This is a genomic window from Clostridium tagluense (assembly GCF_003865095.1).
GTDB classification, from domain to species: domain Bacteria; phylum Bacillota; class Clostridia; order Clostridiales; family Clostridiaceae; genus Clostridium_AD; species Clostridium_AD tagluense.
Genome location: NZ_BHYK01000044.1, coordinates 1 through 19,895 on the forward strand (window position 1 = coordinate 1; position 19,895 = coordinate 19,895).

A 19,895-nucleotide genomic window follows, 5' to 3' on the forward strand; every position below is an offset into this window, starting at 1 on the left:
CTTTGCCTAAGACTTCCTTCAGTTCACACCTCACGGTGGATACCTTGTCTTCAGCTAGTGGTTGGTAACTACAGACCCCCACAGTGGACTTTCACCACCTAGTTAATTGCCATGCCTGGCACACTGAAAAAATAACGTCCTATGGGTTACCATCGGACGTTGTTTGATTGTCTAAATTTTGAACAATCAGCATTCTAATATTTTTTTCAAATCAAATATAATATTCAATAGGTCAAATTAAATCATAAACTATACATTTATTAATGGACCATCAATTTTTCGCAGCAAATCCACAGTTCTCTTATAGCTATCTTTACATGTAAGCTCAGGGAACCAGATGGCAATTTCACGTTCTGCACTTTCATGGCTATCGGAGGCATGAACTAAATTATGAGTTTTATCTAGTGTAAATTCCCCTCTTATGCTTGCTAGTTCTGCTTTTACAGGATCTTTATCTCCATTAATTTTACGTACCACATCAATAGCTTTTTCACCCTTTAAAATCATTGCGCACAGTTTGCCTTCAGTAATATAATTTATTAATTCCTCAAAATATTCTCTTCCCTCATGTTCCCTATAATGCTCTTTAGCATCGTCCGTTGTGGCAGTAATCAATTTTAATCCCACAATTTCTAGTGATTTCTCTTCATAATGATTAAGAATTTTTCCAATTAGTCCACGTTTAACTCCATCAGGTTTAATTAAAACTAAGGTTCTTTCCATTTAAATTCACATCCCTGTTTTGTATTAACTATAAAATAAATTATATCCTAATTATTAGAAATAATACACATGCACCTATAAAGAATACTATGTATATTTTTCTTTATACAGCATTCTTAATGGAGAAGTTTTATCATCGTTATATAAATCATAGTCAGAAATATTCTTAATAGTGAAAGGTTTGAAATTTTTCAAATCAAGAAATGGGCATTTCCCACCATTATCTGCCCATTTATAGAATGCACACTCCTTAAAACAGTCTATCTCTTCTTCCATAGTTGTTAGAAAAGGACACTGTAACATCTTATCACCCCACTCCCATAATTTGTTACTCTAGTAACATTGTCACCGTGGTAACATTATAAGACATTTTAACAATAAATTGAAGTGTTTTTTGAAAAAATTCACAATAATCATAAAATACTGAAATCTAGACCTAATTATTTATACCATCCTTTTATAAAAGCAGGTCACTTTCCTTCTGAAATGTCGTTAAATCATCACCTGCGGTGCTGCAATATTAACGACTTCAGAAGGAAATTTAGACTCCTACTTACAAAAATAGGTCACTTTCCTTCTGAAATGTCGTTAAAACCCGAAATCCTCACCAATTACAACTACTGTAATATCCGTTCTCATAGGCTTCCTTTTAATTACAGAGTAAATCCTACAGGCTCTAGTATCCGCTCTACAATCACTACAAACTCCAGTTTTAGTACAAGGATTAGGCATATTTAATCTTTTACAATTCATTGGTGCTGCAATTTGTTCTAGTCTTTCAAAAGCAGAATCTTCATTTTTGCAAATTTTATTACCCCCCACTACAACAATGACTTTTTTAGGTCCAAAGCTCATTGCTGCCACTCTATTCCCTACTCCATCAATGTTTACAAGTTCTCCCTCTAAAGTTACAGCATTAGAACTACATAAAAAAACATCTGAAAGTAGCTCTGCCCTCATAGTTTCCATTTTATCTTCTGATGATAAAGTTGGATCACCATGATCTAATACATGTCCTCCCAATGATTTTACCTTTTCTTGTATCCCAAGTTTTTTTATAGTCATGGATCCTCCAAAACCTACTCGGTCTCCCTTATGTACATTTTTCATTATGAATTCTGAAGCTTCCTCACCACTTTTGCAATAAAGCGCTGAAAACCCATTTTTTTTAAGAACCTCCACTACTTTTAATCCTATGGTCTCATTGTGCCAATTATAAATTTCTTTCATTTTTTTCCCTCTTTTCAAAATAATTTGTATTAATTATGTATTTATTATACCTCGTGAACTTTGAAATTAGTAAAGCTTGTTCAAATTCATTTTATAAACACATTAGATGGAATTTATATTACTGAAATATTGCATATAAAATATATCAATGCTATAATTGTAAATAGTAGAGGTTGTTAAATCAAGTACTAACTTATAAGTGCCTTAGTATCCTAAAGCGCTTAGTATCTTAATGTACTTACTGTTCTAATAGCAGTTATCCTATCCAGCGTAAAATTAGGAGGTAATCATGGGAGATAAACCAATGAAAATAAATAATAAAGAATATAGTTGTGCCATAGAGTTAACACTGGATATTATAGGTGGAAAATGGAAGCCAATTATTCTTTGGAAATTAGCCAAAAATGACGTATTAAGATTTAGCGAATTAAAACGGTCAATGGGCATAATAACACAAAAAATGCTAACCCAACAGCTTAGAGAATTGGAAGCATACGAAATGGTTCATAGAAAAGTATATGCAGAAGTTCCTCCTAAAGTAGAATACTCTTTAACGAAACAAGGCAAAAGTGTAATGCCTATATTAGATGTTATGTGTAAATGGGGAACAGATTATTTTGAAAGCGTTGTCTCAGACAATGAAGAATAATTTTTTATAAAAAAGAGTGGATTTCCACTCTTTTTTTTGATTACTTAAATTATACATGTTGGAAATATTATATATTAAGTATATGAAATAAACATATGTTTTAACTTTTAGGGCACATTAATTATATAAAATGCGATTTTATAATCATTTTAGCAATTATATTTCTAAAAGGAGTGGTTTTTTTGAATATAACAAATATTTCTTTAGCCTATATATTTTTTGGGATTTCTATAATAGCCTTTGTCTTTTTCTTATATTACAAATTTCTAGTAATTAATACAGGTACTAAAAGTAAAAGACGAGATAAAATTATTGGCTCCATGAAAGACCCTGACAATTGGAGACATAGAAATAATATTATGGCTTTTATTTCTCTTTTTTGGGCTTTTATCTCCCAAGCTGCTTTTATCTATCTAAAATTTTTCAATAAATCAGGATTAATTTCAATTATATATGTTTTTGTGTATTTAGCAGTTATTGTGTTAAGCGTTTCATTATTCCTTAAGAAGAATAAGCTTGTGGGGAGTAAATAGTTCCTTCTATTAAAAAGAGCTGTAACAAAATAGAAATTATTTTCTATTTTGTTACAGCTCTTTTTGTAAATTATCTACAGTGTTAATTTAAATATTGTTACTATTTTGCAAAACATCAATAAAGCTTTTAATAATCTGCGCTGTGAACCCCCATATTATATAGTCATTATACTCATAAAAATACTCATCCATATACCCTTTTCTAAAATTATAATCTTTCCCTCCATTTATTAAATGGAAAGGAAAACCTTCTTGATTTACAGGTCCTATTTCCATTTTATAAAGCAGTGGCTCATGGTCTAAAAAGAATTTTAATGGAACTTTAAATATGTGACTCACTTCATCAACGCTTGGGTTTATTTCTCCATATTTTAGTTCTCCTACAAATGCATGCATTATATTTCCATAGGGGCTTATATAATAATCCATATCTCCTATAACTTCAATTTGATCTCTTTCTAAATTTAGTTCTTCCATGGTTTCTCTTATAGAAGTTTCCCTTGGATTTTCATCTTCTTCAACTTTACCACCAGGCAGGCATACATCTCCTGGCTGACTCCTTAATTTAAGCGCGCGCACTTCAAATATCACAGATAATTGGCCCAACTCCTCTGTAAGTAGTATCATAACTGCACTTTCCTTAAATTCCCCTATTGGCTTAGAATTTCTACCTTTAAATATTTGTTCTAGCTTATTTATCATGTTAATCACCACCAATTTATATTCAAATTAATAATATCACACAAGTCTATTAAAAACATTTGTTTTGTTAAAAATATGATTACAAGCTAATAAATTAGTGTACTATAATGATGGGTTCAAGCATTGTGAACATTTTTTAATATTTACATAACATTAAAAAAATGTTAAAATTTACACAACATCAAATTGTGACATATTGCAACTGTTGCATATATTTTTGTTTTTTACAGAGGGGGACTAAAAATTGAAAAGAATATCCACATTGTTCGATCCCTATAGAGGGCTACCAAAAGAGATATATGTGCTTTTTATTTCAAAAATTATAAATGCTATGGGATGTTTTGTCATGCCATTACTCACCCTTATTCTCACAGAGAAAATTGGCCTATCTATGAGTGTGTCAGGAGCTTACATTAGTATAGCAGGATTAATATCTATGCCCGCAGCTATACTTGGTGGTAAATTAACTGATGTTATTGGAAGGAAAAAGGTCATTATTATATTTGATTTTTTATCTGCCATGTTATATATTGTTTGTGGATTTATGAATCCATCTATAAATATGATTTACGTGTTGATGCTTGCAGCTATGAGTATGTTTGTAGCTGGTCCGGCTCACGATGCTCTTATTGCAGATTTAACTACACCTGAAAATAGGGATGGTGCTTATGCATTATCCTATATGGGGTGGAATATTGGATTCGCCATAGGCCCCATTATTGGTGGCCTTCTCTATGAAAATTATTTACCGCTTGTATTTATAGGAGATGCGGTAACCGCACTTATATCCCTTAGTTTAATATTTGTTTTCATTAAAGAAACTATACATCTTACAAAACAGGAGATTACAGTGGAAGATAGGCATTTAGAATCCAGAGAAGAAGGCTCAATAATATCAGTACTATTAAAGAGACCCATACTCATATATTTTGCATTATGTACTTTAGGGTACAATTTTGTTTATTCCCAGTGGTCTTTTATGATGCCAATACATTCAGCGCAAAATTTTCTAAACCTAGGAGCCAAATACTATGGTTTAATGGCTGGTTTTAATGGATTAATAGTTATGCTTTTTACTCCGCTTATAACTAAACTGTCACAAAACACGAAACACATTAGAAAAATGATCTATGGAGGCCTTTTATATGCATTTGGTTTTGGGATGTTAGGCATATTAAATACACTACCTTTCTTCTTTGCATCTGTCTTCATATTTACTTTGGGAGAAATTATTTTATCAATAAGCGTTACACCATTTATTGCAAATCATACACCTATGTCACATAGAGGTAGAATGAATGCCGTTCTTCCCATAATCTTTGGACTAGGCTATACTTTAGGGCCCATAACTATGGGCAAAGCCTTAGGATATATTAGCATAGAATCAGCATGGTTGGTTTTAGGGCTGGTAGCATTTATATCAACAATCTTTATGTGTATGCTTGAAAAATACGATGAAAACCAAAAGAAAAAGAAAAAATTTTTTTCACTGTAGTCGACTAAACGTAAAATTTCATGTTCTTTTAAAATTAATAGCGGTTTTTCTTAGATTATGCTAGCAATATATACTTTTCGTTATAGCATAATATAAGAAAAACCTCTTAGTTTAAAATAATACTATACCTAAGTCGTTAAACAATGTACCTTGTTCTTAATAACCTAAAATGATATACTTATTCTGTATTTATCAGTAGATAAATATAAAATTCAATATAAATGGAGAGATGAAAATTGAAAAGAAGAAATCGACTTTTATTATTTGCACTAGTATTTACACTAGCCTTTTCTACAACTGCTTTTGCTGCCGTTAAACCTCTTGAATTAATTGGTAAAGCTGCTATTTCTGTAGATATAGATACTAATGAAATTATTTACACCAAAAACATTGATAATAAGATGTATCCAGCAAGCATTACAAAGCTTATTACAGCCTTGATACTTGCTGAAAATAAGAAGTCAACTGACAATTTGACCTATACAAAAACTGCAAAGGAGCAGCCAGCTTTCTCTTATAACCTAAATGTTCATCCTGTAGCAATAGGTGATACTATGTCAGCTGATAACGTAATGGATGGTCTGCTTCTTTATTCTGGAAATGATATTGCATATATGATTGCAGATAACGTTGGTGGAAATTCAGCGGATTTTGCTAAGATGATGAATGCCAAAGCGGCTGCACTAGGGATGAAGGGCTCTCATTTTATCACTCCAAATGGCTTAGATGATATAAATGATCAACATTTTACAACACCTTATGACCTAACTATTTTAGGTAGAGCTGCTTATAAAAATGAATGGGTAAAAAAATCCATGGCTAAAAAAACAAGCTCAATAAAATCTGCTAAAGGCCCTTCTGCTATTGTTGCAAATAGAAACAAACTTCTTGGGGTAGATGGTAATATAGGTGGTAAAACCGGATATACACTAAAGGCTGGAAGATGCTTAATTTCTGTATATGAACGGAATGGTCGCCATATCTTAGGCGTTGTTATGAATTCTGAGAATGATGCAAAAGATACAAAAGTCTTTGAAGATATGCAAAACCTAATCGACTTTAGTTATGCCTCTAAAAAAGAAGTACTACATCAAAAAAACACTGCTGTAAAAACAATTTCTGTGCACTATAAGGTTATTCCATTCATAGGACCAGAAAGAACAGTTAATATTCCATTAGAGTCAAAAGAAGATGTGACTTTTTATAATAATGATATAAAACCACAAACTATTATTAAAGCTGATAGCATAAATGCATGGAAGCTTAATAAAGAGACTTCTGTTGGAACTTTAGAATTTAAACAAAGAGATGCTCAAAAGAGCTATAAATTATATCCAACGATTTCAAAATCTACCCTTATTAAAGACAATATAATAATCTACACTATAGTTACCATTCTATTAGTTGTGGTTTTAGGTTTAATTGTGCTATTAATTTCCTCTATCGGCAAGCGTAAAAATCGTCACAGTAGACGAATGGATTTTAAAAGGAGATAAGCAATGAATAAGGATTTCCAAGAATATACAGAGATTGCAGAATTACTAAAGGCTCTTGCTCATCCTGTAAGAATCTGTATTATAAGAGGGCTTATGAAAAAGGGTAGTTGCAATGTTAGCTATATGCAGGATTGCCTAAATATTCCTCAATCCACCATTTCTCAACACCTTCAAAAGCTAAAAGCTTTAGGAATTATCCAAGGTGAAAGAAATGGCTTGCAAATTAATTATAAAATCTGTAATGAAACCATTGTAGACATAGTAAATGTAATGTTTCCTGATGAAGATTAATTTAAATTTATAAAAAGCACGCTTGTACTACGTGCTTTTTCTCATAGAATGCTATAACTAAAAGTATATATTGCTACAAATGCGTTCACTTCACCGAGTAATTCTACAATTTATTTTATTTGCATCTGCTAAAAAATACAAACTCCCTATTCGCTCAAACATGTATTTTTCTTCACGCAGCTACAAATAAAATAAATTGTGAATTACTAAGGTTTGTTCAACGCATTTTACACAATATATACTTTTGTTAGCGTTCTATGAGAAAAAGATCACATTATAAATTTCATACTTTCTTAAGTTTTTTAAAGTTAAACTTACCATCAAAGCTCACTATAGTTACTCCCATTATTATTACAATGCACCCTATTACCTGCCAAATGGTAACGACTTCATTTAAGATTACTGCCGCAGCAATTAGACTCATAACAGGCTGTAAATTTATATATGTAGTAATGATTGTTGCTCCAAGTTGTTTTAGGCAATATATATATGCTATATATCCAATGCAAGAGCAGAAAATTGATAAAAACACTATATTTAATACAACCGTAGTAGAAGGCATTTTCACGGTACTAAAAAATAGTGAGGGGCTTAAGAATAATGACCCCCACATGATTTGATAGGTAGTTATAGTTATACTTCTATAATTCCCTTTAAAATTACTACAAACCCTATTGTAAATTAGCCAAGAAAATACTGCTCCCAGAGCCAGGATATCTCCTATGCTACCTTTTGAAAATAAGCTTACCCTTTCCTTAGATGCAATTATAATAACAATTCCAACTAAGCTCAATGTAGCGCCAAAGATTTTTCCATAGCTCATTTTTTCTTTATAAAACATTCTTTGGGAAAACAGAGTAAATACTGGTATAGTTGCAATTAAAATTGCCACATTTGATGCAGAGGTATTTGCAACAGCATAGTTTTCAAATATAAAATATATTGCTATTCCAAAGAGCCCACCCAATGCTACTTTAAACTTGTCCTCTTTTAGAATTTTCTCATGAGGGTATTTTACTTTTAATATTATAAATAAAATTACTGCGGCGAGCATAAATCTATAAAATGCTGATAAAGTAGGACTTACTTCTTCCACTATAACCTTTATACTTAAATAAGATAAGCTCCACATAACCATTAAAATAATTGCCATTAAATGAGGTGTTTTTTTATTTTTCACTATGTCACGCCCTTTACTTTGACTTGTTATTTGTTTTTATACGCCCAAAATTATTATATCTTAGAATTTCCAAAAATTACAGTATAATTTTATTTCAAATTCTCATTTGATCTAATATATTCTTATGATAAGACACATATAAATAACAATTTGCTTTTCCATCATACTCCATATATTCATAGTATTAATATTAATATTAATATGGTAAATTATATTTTTGCAACTTTGCCATTGTCAATATTTCATTTTTAGAGTATTATAGTATAGAAATGAATTATTTTAAGTTATTTATGATAATATGAAACCCAATAAAATTCATTTCACTAATTATAATTTATGTACTAACTTATGGAGGTGCCAATTTGAAAAAAGAATTTTCGCTAAGTAACGATAATGTAATGATAAATTTCACTGCAAAATACTGTAATAGTCCTGAAAAATTATTAGAAAGTAATGGCTTTAAACGAGTTTTTAACGCTTACCTCAAAAAAATAAAAAAGAAAAACTCAAATAGCTATAAATATTTAATCCAAAATGCCCATACAGAAAATGAGGATTTAGATGTTTTCATGATACATTTGTTTAAACTTCTGTCTATATTAAATGTAAATGAAATTATTAATTTAAATACTAAATATAGTTCTCTTATAAATAACAAAGATTCCTTCATTGATTTTATAGAAGATTTTTATGGTTTTTGGAGAAAGCTTGAAAGATATACTGTAATTCAAAACAATAAAATTAATGATGGTTTAGAAAAAACAAGTTTTATTGAAGCTAACAATGATTTTTCCATGCTTATACTTAATTTGTATAGAAAAATTGAAGAGAATGTAGTTGGCCATAAACCTACGGTTTATAGACAACTACCTGCTGGTGGCAATGCTGGTCTTATTGTTAATAATGCAAATTGGCCTCTGCCTTCTGGATATGAAAAATTAAAAGACATTCCCTTTATTGAATCAATAATGCTGGATTTACCTTATATAAGCTACCCTAAAAGAAACACTCGAGATGGTATTTTTAATGAATGTTTTGAAAATCCATTAGAGCATTGTACCCTAAGCACTGACCATTGGTTTTGTTACCCTGCAAAAGTAGGAACACTTCTTGCATTCATCTATGTTCACAGAGATTTTATGGCTCATGCAATAACTCTATGTAACCTATTTGAAATGGCAAGAGAGAAAGAATACAGGGGCATTAAACCAGATATAGTTTTTGTTTTTGGAGCTAAGGATTCTTCTCCTAAAGTCAAAACAATATTTTATGATGATAGTGAAAATGATATTATGCTTGGATATATAAGTTATGGTGAAGAAATTGATTACTTCGGATATGTAAAAAAAATGGCCTTAACTCTGCATAACCTAATAATGATTAAAAGAGGTCATTTACCAATTCATGGCGCCATGGTTAATGTTGTTATGAATAATGGTAAAAGCGCAAATGTTGTTATTATGGGTGATAGTGGTGCAGGTAAGTCTGAATGCTTAGAAGCCTTTAGAAGTTTAAGTGGAGATTACATCAGTGACATGACCATAGTCTTTGATGACATGGGTGTTGTAACTATGAATGAAGGTGGAAAGCCCTTAGGCTTTGGAACAGAGATTGGTGCTTTCGTAAGACTAGATGATTTAGATGCTGGTTATGCTTTTAAAGAAATTGACAGAAGTATATTTATGAATCCTGATAAAATTAACGCAAGACTTGTTATGCCAGTAGCAAGCTATAAAGATATTATTAAGGGATACCCTATAGACTTATTCCTCTACGCAAACAATTATGAAGAGGTAAAGGAAGGAAATGAAGAAATTACTTTCTTTACAAATCCAATGGATGCAATTGATGTTTGCAAAAAAGGAGCAAGGATGGCAAAAGGTACAACTACAGAACTGGGACTTGTAACCTCTTATTTTGCAAATCCTTTTGGACCTGTTCAAAAACAAGAACTAGTAGATGTTCTTATAGAGAAGTATTTTGAGGAGTTTTTCAAAACAGGAGTAAAAGTTGGACAAATTAGAACTTCCTTAGGTATAAAAGGTCAGGAAAAAAATGGCCCTAAAAAAGCGGCTAAAAAATTATTTGAATTAATTATAAAATAAAAAAAACAAAAAAAGTATATATTACTACAACTTCTATTCGCTACGCTAAGTAATTCTAAACTGATTTTAATGAAAGATGCTAAAAAGTGCAAACTCGCTAACGCTCAAACATGCACTTTTCTTAACGCATCTCCCATTAAAATCACTTAAGAATTACTAGAGCTTGCTCAAATGAAGTTTACGTAATATATACTTTCTTTACCGTGTAAAGAAGAACAAATTCTCCCTACGGTCGAATATAAATGTTATCCACAGCCACTTCCGCAAACTGTTTCCTATAAAATAAAAAAAACATATAAAATTACTCCACCCCAGTTTGAGGGTTTTTGTAAAATGAACTTACAGAATCAAAATTGTTTTTAAGCCTTAAGGCATTGTTTAGTTTAAGTACTCTATCAGTATTTTTAATAATATAATTCTCAAGCTTATCCATGTACAAATTCCCCGCTATTTCATTTTGGGTAACCATGGTTAATCCTTTTTCCCAACTAGCTGTTAATTCTGGATTTAGCAAAGTTGGTATAGAATTTTTTACCACATCATATATAATTTCTCCAAGGAGCGTTGGCATAACTACCTGGGTTTTGTTATTAGATTTGATGTATTCTATCTTTTCAAGCTTTGTTAATATTCCTGAACGAGTGGCACTTGTACCAATGCCAGATCCTTTTATATGCTCTCTTAGTTCTTCATCTTCAATAAGTTTACCCGCATTTTCCATGGCTATAATTATTGAACCTGTAGTAAATCTTTTAGGAGGAGAAGTTTTACCTTCTTTTACAATTAAGTCTTCCAAATTCACAACTTGACCTTTTTTTAAGGTACTTAAAAATTTCATATTTTTGCTTTCACTATCATTACTATCATTATCAGGTTTTAAAACTTGCAAATACCCAAGTTCAACACAAACCTTGTCTGTTGTGAAAAATCTTTCCTTGTGAATCTTTGCTATAACAGAAACCTTGCTATAAACAGCAGGGGGATAAAATATTGAAAGGAATCGTCGTAACACTAAATCGTAGATTTTCTTTTCTATGTCTTTTAAAGACAAATAGTTTTGAAGACCTTCTCCTGTTGGAATAATCGCATAATGATCTGTAATCTTGCTATCATCAACATATTTTGTTTTAGCTATATTACTATACCATTTTTTTTCTAGAATATTTGTAGCTATATTTTTTATTTCAGGGTCACCCTTGAAATTTGTTAGCTTTTGTATGTTCTTATTAATTTCTTTTGCCACAGATGTAGATAATACCCTAGCATCTGTTCTTGGGTATGTGAGCATTTTTTTCTCATATAAAGCTTGAATATGACTAAGAGTTTGTTCTGGGTTTATTTTGAATTTTTTAGAACACTCATTTTGTATTTCTGCTAAATTAAAGAGTAGTGGAGCATTCTTATTTTCTTTTTTCTTTGTAACATTTTCAACTAGAATTTTTCCTTCTATACTTGAATCTCTAAGTTCTCCTATTAATTTTTCTGCCGTTTCTTGTTTTTTAAATCCACCCTCATTATAAAGAAGTGGTGAGTCAAAATACTCAGAGCCTTCTACAGCTTTCCATTCCCCCTCATAAATAGATTCTTCATCTACCTTAAAGCTTCCTATAATCTTATAAAATGGAGTAACAATAAACTCTCTAACTTCTCTTTCTCTTTGAACTACCATACCAAGTACACAAGACATTACTCGTCCCACCGCAATAACTATATAATTTTTTCCAAGATAATTACTTACAGTTTTTCCATAGACTAAACTTAGAAGTCTTGAAAAATTAATTCCCATTAGATAATCCTCTTTTGCTCTTAAATAAGCGGCTTCAGATAATGTATCATACTCTTTCAAATCCTTTGCTTCTTTAACACCACGAATAATTTCCTCTTCCGTTTGTGAATCTATCCAAACTCTTCGTTTTTGTTTATTAGGATTCCCAGCCAAATCATCCACTAATCTATATATGTACTCCCCTTCTCTCCCAGAGTCTGTACAAACATAAACCCTATCAATATCTTCGCGGAGTAGTTGACTCTTAACTATATTAAATTGTTTTTTCACGCCCTCTATAACTTCATATTTATATGCTTTAGGTAAAAATGGCAAGGTATCTAAAGACCATTTTTTCAATTTTACATCATATTTTTCTGGATAGCTCATAGTAACTAGATGTCCCACACACCAGGTAACAACAGCCTTATCAGACTCTATATATCCATCTGATTTTCTCCCATTTATTTTTAAAGCTTTAGCAAACTCTGCAGCAACACTTGGTTTTTCCGTAATAAATAATGCCTTACTGATATGTACCACTTCACTTTCTGTTAAATTACATTAATAGTCTCTGACTTAAATGTCATTGATAATTCTTTGAAAATTAATTATACCATTATTTATACACCTATTTCAAAAAATTAAATCTCCCTTATAGTGTTTTTAGATATTCTTGCAGGTCTCTCCCAGTGCTTTTTGTAAATTTACCCTTATCTAATTTAAAGTATTGAGCCTGAATGCATTGTGAATTTATTAATTCTACTAAGGTTGCATGACAAGTAAGCACAAAAATTTGATGCGTCTTTGAAAGCTTTACTAAGGCTTTAACTGTATTTTTAGTATGTGCTATATCAAAATTAACAAAGGAATCATCAAGTATAACTGGCAAACTTGGCTTAATTTCTTTTATTCTACTTATTCGAACTGCCAAAAATAATTGTTCTTTTGTACCCCTACTTAATCCTTTTGAACTTTCCATAATACTCTCATCTCGTAGTACTGTTTTAAAGTCTCCCTGCATTAAATCTTCCATAGGCATAATATCTTTATATTCTCCTGAGGTTATTTCACGCAGAATATCACTAGCTCCTTTTAAAAGCTTATCCTTGGTGTTTTCTAAAAATCTCTCTCTAATTTTTTCTAAAAATAATGCTGCTGTATTATAAATCGCGTATTTTTCTGCAAGTGGTCTTAACTGACTTCTTGCTTCTCTAATGTCTTGCTCATATTTCAGTAACTTTTCATCAGAATTCAATGCTCCAATCTCATCTTTTATAGTCTGCTTTTCATTCTTTAAATCATCTAATTGTCTTACCAAGTCTTTATTGTCTCTACTTAAAACCTCATAATCATAATTAAGTTCAGAAGCACTATCATACTGCTTATATAAATCATCCAGGATTTCTAATAGATTTTCATCTCTGCTCTGTTCAAGTTCTCTTTTTTCATCCTGTAGTAATCGCCCTATACGCTGGCCTTTTACAGCTTGCAATAACTTGTCATTAATAATTTTTAATTCATTCTTATGATTCATATATTCCGTATACTTTTCACCCTTACTTATATATTTTTCTAATAACAAAATTATATTTTCACACTGATTTTCCTCGGAATTGTATGCCAAAGAAATATCTATATCTAAATTACCTCTAGCTAAAAACTCTTCTATTTCCTTCTCTACAATACTCAATTTTGAAAAGCTCTTTTCAGTTTTTTCTCCTAGCATCAAATGCTTATATAAAATCTCTACCTTTAGTAATATATCATTACAACTATTAGAAATATTATCTATATCTATTTCTTTTACGTTTATTTGCTTTGAATTTTTAATATTAAAACCATCAAACTTATTAATTAGCACATTAATACTATTCAAATATCCACAGATAGCACTAAATTCGTTGTCCAGTTTTTTCTTTAATAAATTGTATTCACATATTTCATCCTTTAAAAAAGCTGCAATTTTAAAATAATCTTTAATACCCTCAGCTGTTACTCTGGCATCAAGCTTTAAAATATCCCTGTACTCATCCATGATATTGTTCATTTCTATTGAATTTTCTTCTAAATTTTTTAGTTCTACATTGGTTTTATTAAAAACAATCTCTATGTTGTCAATACTTGCTTTAGTTTCCAAATTTCTATTTAACATTAGTTTGCTATTTGAGTAATTTATAAACAAATATATTGCTGTGCCTATGCCTCCAATTAATATTATTGAACATCCCAGTAATTTATCTATAAAAAACAATATAAGTCCTAAAATCATAGTGAATAGTGTAAATTTAAAATATTTTTTAGCATAAACTATGGAATCATAGGGTCTAATTTGTTTTTCTAAGGTTTCTCTTTGAATTTTAAAGTCTCCAATTTTTTTATTGCAAATTACTATTTCGGACTCTACTTTTCTAAAATTTTCTATATTACTAGTTAATATATCTTGCTCTACCTCATCACAATTAATTTCTTCAACAATATTAAAACTAGACCAATTATTGTTAGCTTTTTTAATTTTATTCATTAGTGCTTGTGTCTTTTCACAATATTCTTTTTCTATAATGAGTAGATTTTTCCTCATTTCTTTAATGCCTGATGTACCATTATAAAAGTTACTGATTTCCACCTTATTTTCAAGAAGCAACTCTTTAGTATGCTTATCCTTGGATGTTTGACTTTGAAATTCAAGGTTGTCATTATTATACTGTTCTAGTTCTTTAATATATTGTGTTTTTAGAGCTTTTGCTTTTTCTATATTATATTCCCTTATATCCTCAGGATTAAATAAATAATTATTAAGCTCTCCTTCAAGATTCTTTTTATTTTCATTAAGCTCATAATTATGCTTTAACATCTCTAATTTAATTATATTGTTATTGCTATTTAGAAGTTCCACTTCTTTTGAAATTATAGTATCCTGAAGCTTTGAAAATATATTTTTCTTTTGCACAAAGGTATCTAAAAGCCCCATGGATTTTCTTCTTCCTTCTAGACTCTTTTTAATATTTTCCGTATAAGGTTTAAACATCTTAGTAGACGGATTTCCCCGAGTTCCACCAATGATATTAGCTTTTTCCCTTAATTCTTTAGAAGCCACCGGTATTTTTATAATGTGCTTAAAGCCTGCACCTAGTAGCATAGACTGAATATTACTATCTTCCTTATCTGAACTCTTATTAAGTTCATCAAGACTTATAGTGAATAGTTCTCTGTAGGTTGCCTTATCTATATTATATAACCCATTGCTATACTTATTATCTATGATATTTTTATAAAGTATCTCCGGATTACTAAATCCTTTTAACAATATATTTACTTCATTACCCTCATCGACTATCAAATCGCATCTCACATCATATTGGAATTTAGGTGGCGGTAGATTGCTATTTTGAGAAAACCCATAGGGTATATTTCTAATTATCTGCATCAAGCTAGTTTTTCCGGACCTATTTGCTCCCCCAATAACTACTATCCCCTCCCCTAAGTTTTCAAGTTTTTCACCTTGGAACACCCCAAAATCTCTAATGTCTAACTGCCTTATTTTCAAATTCTCACCCCCTAAATTAACTCTAAAGCTTCTGCTAATTTTTCAATAACTAGTTCCCTTGCTTGCAATATAATATCCTCAATAATTTCTTCATCAAAATCAAATTTATCTTCATCTATATTTTCCGTGAAAATTTGCTTCTTCCAAATGGAACCCAAGTTTTTCACAAGTTGTACTCTATCTTCTCCCTCTTCCCTATATAAGTTGATTACTTCATCTAAATCACCAAAAATAGAGTTTTTCATCTTCATACTTTCAAAATCTTGCATAAGTTGCGCAGTTCTAAATATTATTGAATCTACCCACAGAAAATACTTCTCCTCTGAAAATTCTTTGTTTATATCTTCTATGAACTGTTTATAATCATCTTCCTTCATATGAGTTATTTTATCCTGAAGCTCTGTTCTTCCTTTTATTACTAATTGCAAAATATAGCCTTTAATTTCCTCATTTATTGCTTGCTTTGCCTGCACCAATTCATTAGAGCCTTTGGGAAGAACATACGGTTCCTCTCTAGTTTTCTCTAAAATCAGTTCTGTTAAATCACTAAAATTCTCTATCTTGTTTTCTTCACCAATTATTATTTCTACTTTTTTATATATAATTGTTGCTATAGGTAAGAACTCCATATTAACAATTTCTTTTTTGCATACCTCAACATAGAAAACTCCGCCTTGCCCCGGCTCTCCCATATCACGGCCTTGAGGAATTCCTGAAAAAGCTATAATAGGCCTTGTATTACTTAGGATATTAGTTTTATGAATATGTCCAAGGGCCCAATAATCTATATTAGGTATCGCCTTAAGTTCATCTAAAGTGCAAGGAACATAATTTTTATTATCCCCCTCCATTGCAGTATGTAGCATTGCAATATTAAAGCAATCATTATCCAATAAATAGTTTTCATAAATTTTTTCTCTTTCAGCTCGAAGCTTATAGGATTTCCCAACAATTTTTGCTATAATCTCATTATCTTTACATACTTCAAAAATCTCTGCACTATCAGAACTTAATATATGAACATTTATAGGCATATCAAACAATTCTTGCTTGTTACTTGCAGCATCATGATTACCGTAAATAACATATACACCTATATTTACTTCACTTAGTCGTAAGCATTGATTAATAAAAAATCTATTGCTCCTCACTGACCTTAAATAACTGTCATATACGTCTCCACAAATCAATATAAAATCCACCTTATGCGCAGTGGCAATATTACATACCCTTTCAAATCCGCTATATACAGCTTCGCTACATAAGGCTTTTATTTCTTCTGATGGGTTCCCCTTTATATTAAGAAAAGATCCTAAATGCAAGTCCGCAGCATGAATAAACCGAAATGTTTCACTCATTACTTTTCCACCACCTTTTTTCAGATATCATTATAGATATTTTACCATAAAAACCAATTGTATATATTACTCAACTAGATTGAATTTTTATAATTTCATACAACTTTGAAAAATTTTAAGCTATAATAGTATTTATAGTGATTCATATGCTACATAACAATTGATAATTGTTATGTACTTAAGCAAACTGATAGGAGGATATGTACATGAAATTTATAGATTTAAGAAGCGATACGGTAACGGAGCCTACACAAAATATGAGACAAGCTATGTTTACAGCTGAGGTTGGAGATGACGTTTATGGTGATGATCCAACTGTAATAGCCTTAGAAGAATATGCTGCTAAACTAGTTAACAAAGAAGCTGCACTATTTGTGCCAAGTGGTACTTTTGGAAATCAGCTAGCACTATTTACCCATTGTACCCGAGGTAATGAAGTTATTCTTGGTGATGATTGCCATATAGTGGTACATGAAGTTGCCGCATCCTCAGTAATTGCTGGGGTTCAGCTTAGAACTCTAACCAGTAATAAGGGAGAACTTGATCCTAAACAAATCCAAGCTAGAATTAGAAAAGAAGATGAGGATATACATTATCCTAGTACAGGTCTTATATGCATAGAAAATGCTCATTCTTGTGGTAGAGTAATACCGCTTTGTACAATGGAAAAAATTTATAATTTAGCAAAGCAGAAGGAAGTTCCAGTTCATTTAGATGGTGCAAGACTTTTTAATGCTGCTGCATACCTAGATGTAGATGCAAAAGAAATCACTAAATATTGTGACACTGTAATGTTTTGCATGTCAAAGGCTCTTTGTGCTCCTATAGGTTCTATACTGGCTGGTGATAAAAAATTTATTGCCAAGGCAAGAAAGAAAAGAAAAGTTTTAGGTGGCGGCCTTCGGCAAGTTGGTATTTTAGCTGCAGCAGGACTTGTAGCATTGCACGAAATGATTCCACAGCTTAAAATAGATCATGAAAATGCTATATTACTTGGAGAAGAATTATCAAAAATCCCTGGTATATCAGTAAATAGTGAGGATACACATATTAATATGGTATTCTTTGATATGAGTGCTACTGGATTTAGTACCGATAAATTAGTAGAAAAATTTTATAACAGAGGAATAAAAATTAATGGAGAAGAAGATGGATTAATGCGCTTTGTTACACACAATTGGATTTCTAAAGAAGATATTAAATTTATTATAACCTCTATGAAAGAAGTTCTTGCTGGAAAATAATTAACATTTTTTCTAAGGTTTTTTGATGCCTTATAGTATAATAAATTAAAAAAAGCATATAATAATCTTAGTAGATGATTCAAAGTGGTTGAGTCAAGAGTGCTCCTAGACTGGAAATAGTTTTAGAGTATTCGGCCAAAGGTGTATACGATATCTGCTAAGGTTTTTTATATGCCGGAGGGAAGATTATTATGGGTTCTTAACAGCTATATATGTGCCCAACCGTACTTATATGGTTCTCCCGGATGTGTGATAGTCGAGCTAAGATGATATAGGTTGCCGCAGGTTTTATTAGTATATTACTAGGGGTTATTCTTGATCGAGAGATTATTTTTAGCTCCCAAGGTGTTCTATATGGTCGAGTAAAGATGTATGTATGTGCTGTAATGCTCAAATGGGTATGTAGGGATGTGCATATGTTGTAGCGTAGATTGCTTTGAGTGGTCAAAAAATCCCTTGGGTTAAAAGGTAAGTTATTTTATAATAACTTGCCTTTTTTATCTTAAATCCACAAAAATAAGAACAAGTCAGTATGCTATCATATTTGACTTGTTCTTTATTTTCATTCTTTTATGTAAAGAATTATATGGTTATAGTCTATAAATATTATTTTTTTATCATTTCTAGATTTTCACTCATAGGTTTTCTAACATCAAAATGACCTTTAATACTCTCTACATTTTTTCCTTCAACAAGAAATTGGACCTTCTTTACCCCTAATTCCTTATCTAAAACTAATGTATTTATAATTGAAAACAAAGCCATTCCCTCTCCTGTAGATCCACCGGAGATTTTCTGCGTTGCGCTACTTTTAAAATCAACATAAGCAATATTTTCCTTAACTTGCACATCTATTACTTCTAAATCCACAGGCAAGGTTGAAATTAATTTTCCTGCGTTTTGTGCACTAGGTCCTTTTACTAATTCGCCTACAATAGACTTCGCTGTAGGTTTTTCTATAGTTCTTTTTTCACCTACTAAGTTCATAGCTTGATCATCACTAAAATAAAGTACCACTTCGCGACTTTCTATTTTTTCAGTTTTAGGTTCTACTTTTGGTTCCACGGTGCCTCCAACTACTTTAGATGGTTCTTTTGGCTGCTCTTTAACTACACTTTTTGAACTATCCTCTTTTTTTACTTGGTCTTTTCCACAAGCAACCAATGTAAACATTAAAACACTACATAATATTACTGAAAGAATTTTCTTCATTTTTGTCACCTTCCTAATAAAATATTATATTAATAAAAGCTAAAGATGAATATTTAAATTTATTAGCAATTATATATAAATTATATCATAGATTATAACCATATGTAGTAATGTTTATTAAATTTACCTTTTCTACTCATAATATACTATGATATTATTAATTTTTTTTATTAGTTTTTGCATAATAAACCCACATCGGGTAAGAATACTTAAGGAGAGGGTTTAGATTGGTTGAGCGAAGAGTATTACGAGGTTATAAATAGCTTTTTAATATTCGGCCAAAGGTGTATCTTAGGTCGTTATGGCTTAATTTATGCCAGAGGGAAGATCATTATGTGTCTTGAAAAGGTTGTATATTTGCATAA

General features: G+C 30.9%; 16 protein-coding genes. 7 read left to right on the plus strand and 9 right to left on the minus strand.

What is annotated here, in order from left to right:
• Positions 1-249 precede the first annotated feature (249 nt).
• From ndk to Ctaglu_RS22245, 3 genes are all read right to left on the minus strand, one after another.
• Entirely contained in the window at positions 250-723 is a 474-nt protein-coding gene (gene ndk / locus Ctaglu_RS22235) for a nucleoside-diphosphate kinase (protein ID WP_125005868.1), read from the minus strand.
• 87 nt (positions 724-810) lie between these two features.
• A complete protein-coding gene (locus tag Ctaglu_RS22240) occupies positions 811-1,026 on the minus strand; it encodes a hypothetical protein (RefSeq protein WP_125005869.1) in 216 nt (71 codons plus the stop codon).
• Positions 1,027-1,311: 285 nt separating this feature from the next.
• On the minus strand, positions 1,312-1,953 hold the full coding sequence (locus Ctaglu_RS22245) for a lactate utilization protein (RefSeq protein ID WP_125005871.1): 642 nt from the start codon (positions 1,951-1,953) through the stop codon (positions 1,312-1,314).
• Positions 1,954-2,242: 289 nt separating this feature from the next.
• Here Ctaglu_RS22245 and Ctaglu_RS22250 point away from each other — a divergent pair, with 289 nt between their 5' ends.
• Together Ctaglu_RS22250 and Ctaglu_RS22255 are read left to right on the plus strand one after the other, a co-directional pair.
• On the plus strand, positions 2,243-2,602 hold the full coding sequence (locus Ctaglu_RS22250) for a winged helix-turn-helix transcriptional regulator (RefSeq protein WP_125005873.1): 360 nt from the start codon (positions 2,243-2,245) through the stop codon (positions 2,600-2,602).
• A gap of 182 nt (positions 2,603-2,784) precedes the next feature.
• Positions 2,785-3,135 (plus strand): hypothetical protein, encoded by a 351-nt coding sequence (locus Ctaglu_RS22255; RefSeq protein WP_125005875.1) that lies wholly within the window; start codon positions 2,785-2,787, stop codon positions 3,133-3,135.
• An 87-nt stretch (positions 3,136-3,222) separates the two neighbouring features.
• Here the strand turns inward: Ctaglu_RS22255 and Ctaglu_RS22260 are convergent, their stop codons facing one another.
• Positions 3,223-3,837: an NUDIX hydrolase gene (locus Ctaglu_RS22260; RefSeq protein ID WP_125005877.1), complete on the minus strand. Its 615-nt coding sequence runs from the start codon at positions 3,835-3,837 to the stop codon at positions 3,223-3,225.
• A 244-nt stretch (positions 3,838-4,081) separates the two neighbouring features.
• Between Ctaglu_RS22260 and Ctaglu_RS22265 the strand changes: the two genes are divergently transcribed.
• The 3 genes from Ctaglu_RS22265 to Ctaglu_RS22275 all read left to right on the plus strand — a co-directional run bounded on the left by Ctaglu_RS22265 (position 4,082) and on the right by Ctaglu_RS22275 (position 7,119).
• A complete protein-coding gene (locus Ctaglu_RS22265) occupies positions 4,082-5,332 on the plus strand; it encodes an MFS transporter (protein ID WP_233439920.1) in 1,251 nt (416 codons plus the stop codon).
• A gap of 236 nt (positions 5,333-5,568) precedes the next feature.
• A complete protein-coding gene (locus Ctaglu_RS22270) occupies positions 5,569-6,828 on the plus strand; it encodes a D-alanyl-D-alanine carboxypeptidase family protein (protein WP_125005879.1) in 1,260 nt (419 codons plus the stop codon).
• 3 nt (positions 6,829-6,831) lie between these two features.
• Entirely contained in the window at positions 6,832-7,119 is a 288-nt protein-coding gene (locus Ctaglu_RS22275; protein ID WP_125005881.1) for an ArsR/SmtB family transcription factor, read from the plus strand.
• Positions 7,120-7,402: 283 nt separating this feature from the next.
• Here Ctaglu_RS22275 and Ctaglu_RS22280 read toward each other — a convergent pair whose 3' ends face one another.
• Positions 7,403-8,299 carry a DMT family transporter gene (locus Ctaglu_RS22280; RefSeq protein ID WP_125005883.1) on the minus strand — a complete coding sequence of 299 codons (897 nt, stop codon included), beginning with the start codon at positions 8,297-8,299 and terminating at the stop codon, positions 7,403-7,405.
• A 362-nt stretch (positions 8,300-8,661) separates the two neighbouring features.
• On the opposite strand from Ctaglu_RS22280, the gene Ctaglu_RS22285 reads away from it, so the two are divergent.
• Positions 8,662-10,404 (plus strand): phosphoenolpyruvate carboxykinase (ATP), encoded by a 1,743-nt coding sequence (locus Ctaglu_RS22285; RefSeq protein WP_125005885.1) that lies wholly within the window; start codon positions 8,662-8,664, stop codon positions 10,402-10,404.
• Positions 10,405-10,705: 301 nt separating this feature from the next.
• On the opposite strand, the gene Ctaglu_RS22290 is transcribed toward Ctaglu_RS22285, so the two are convergent.
• The 3 genes from Ctaglu_RS22290 to Ctaglu_RS22300 form a co-directional block, all read right to left on the minus strand.
• On the minus strand, positions 10,706-12,703 hold the full coding sequence (locus Ctaglu_RS22290) for a DNA topoisomerase (RefSeq protein ID WP_125005911.1): 1,998 nt from the start codon (positions 12,701-12,703) through the stop codon (positions 10,706-10,708).
• 121 nt (positions 12,704-12,824) lie between these two features.
• A complete protein-coding gene (locus Ctaglu_RS22295; protein ID WP_185732916.1) occupies positions 12,825-15,716 on the minus strand; it encodes an AAA family ATPase in 2,892 nt (963 codons plus the stop codon).
• Between the two features lie 11 nt (positions 15,717-15,727).
• Positions 15,728-17,074: a metallophosphoesterase family protein gene (locus tag Ctaglu_RS22300; protein ID WP_125005889.1), complete on the minus strand. Its 1,347-nt coding sequence runs from the start codon at positions 17,072-17,074 to the stop codon at positions 15,728-15,730.
• 206 nt (positions 17,075-17,280) lie between these two features.
• Between Ctaglu_RS22300 and ltaE the strand changes: the two genes are divergently transcribed.
• Positions 17,281-18,318 carry a low-specificity L-threonine aldolase gene (gene ltaE / locus Ctaglu_RS22305; RefSeq protein WP_125005891.1) on the plus strand — a complete coding sequence of 346 codons (1,038 nt, stop codon included), beginning with the start codon at positions 17,281-17,283 and terminating at the stop codon, positions 18,316-18,318.
• 606 nt (positions 18,319-18,924) lie between these two features.
• Here the strand turns inward: ltaE and Ctaglu_RS22310 are convergent.
• Positions 18,925-19,530, minus strand: a complete 606-nt coding sequence (locus tag Ctaglu_RS22310) for a GerMN domain-containing protein (RefSeq protein WP_125005893.1) — start codon at positions 19,528-19,530, stop codon at positions 18,925-18,927.
• Between the last annotated feature and the right edge of the window lie 365 nt (positions 19,531-19,895).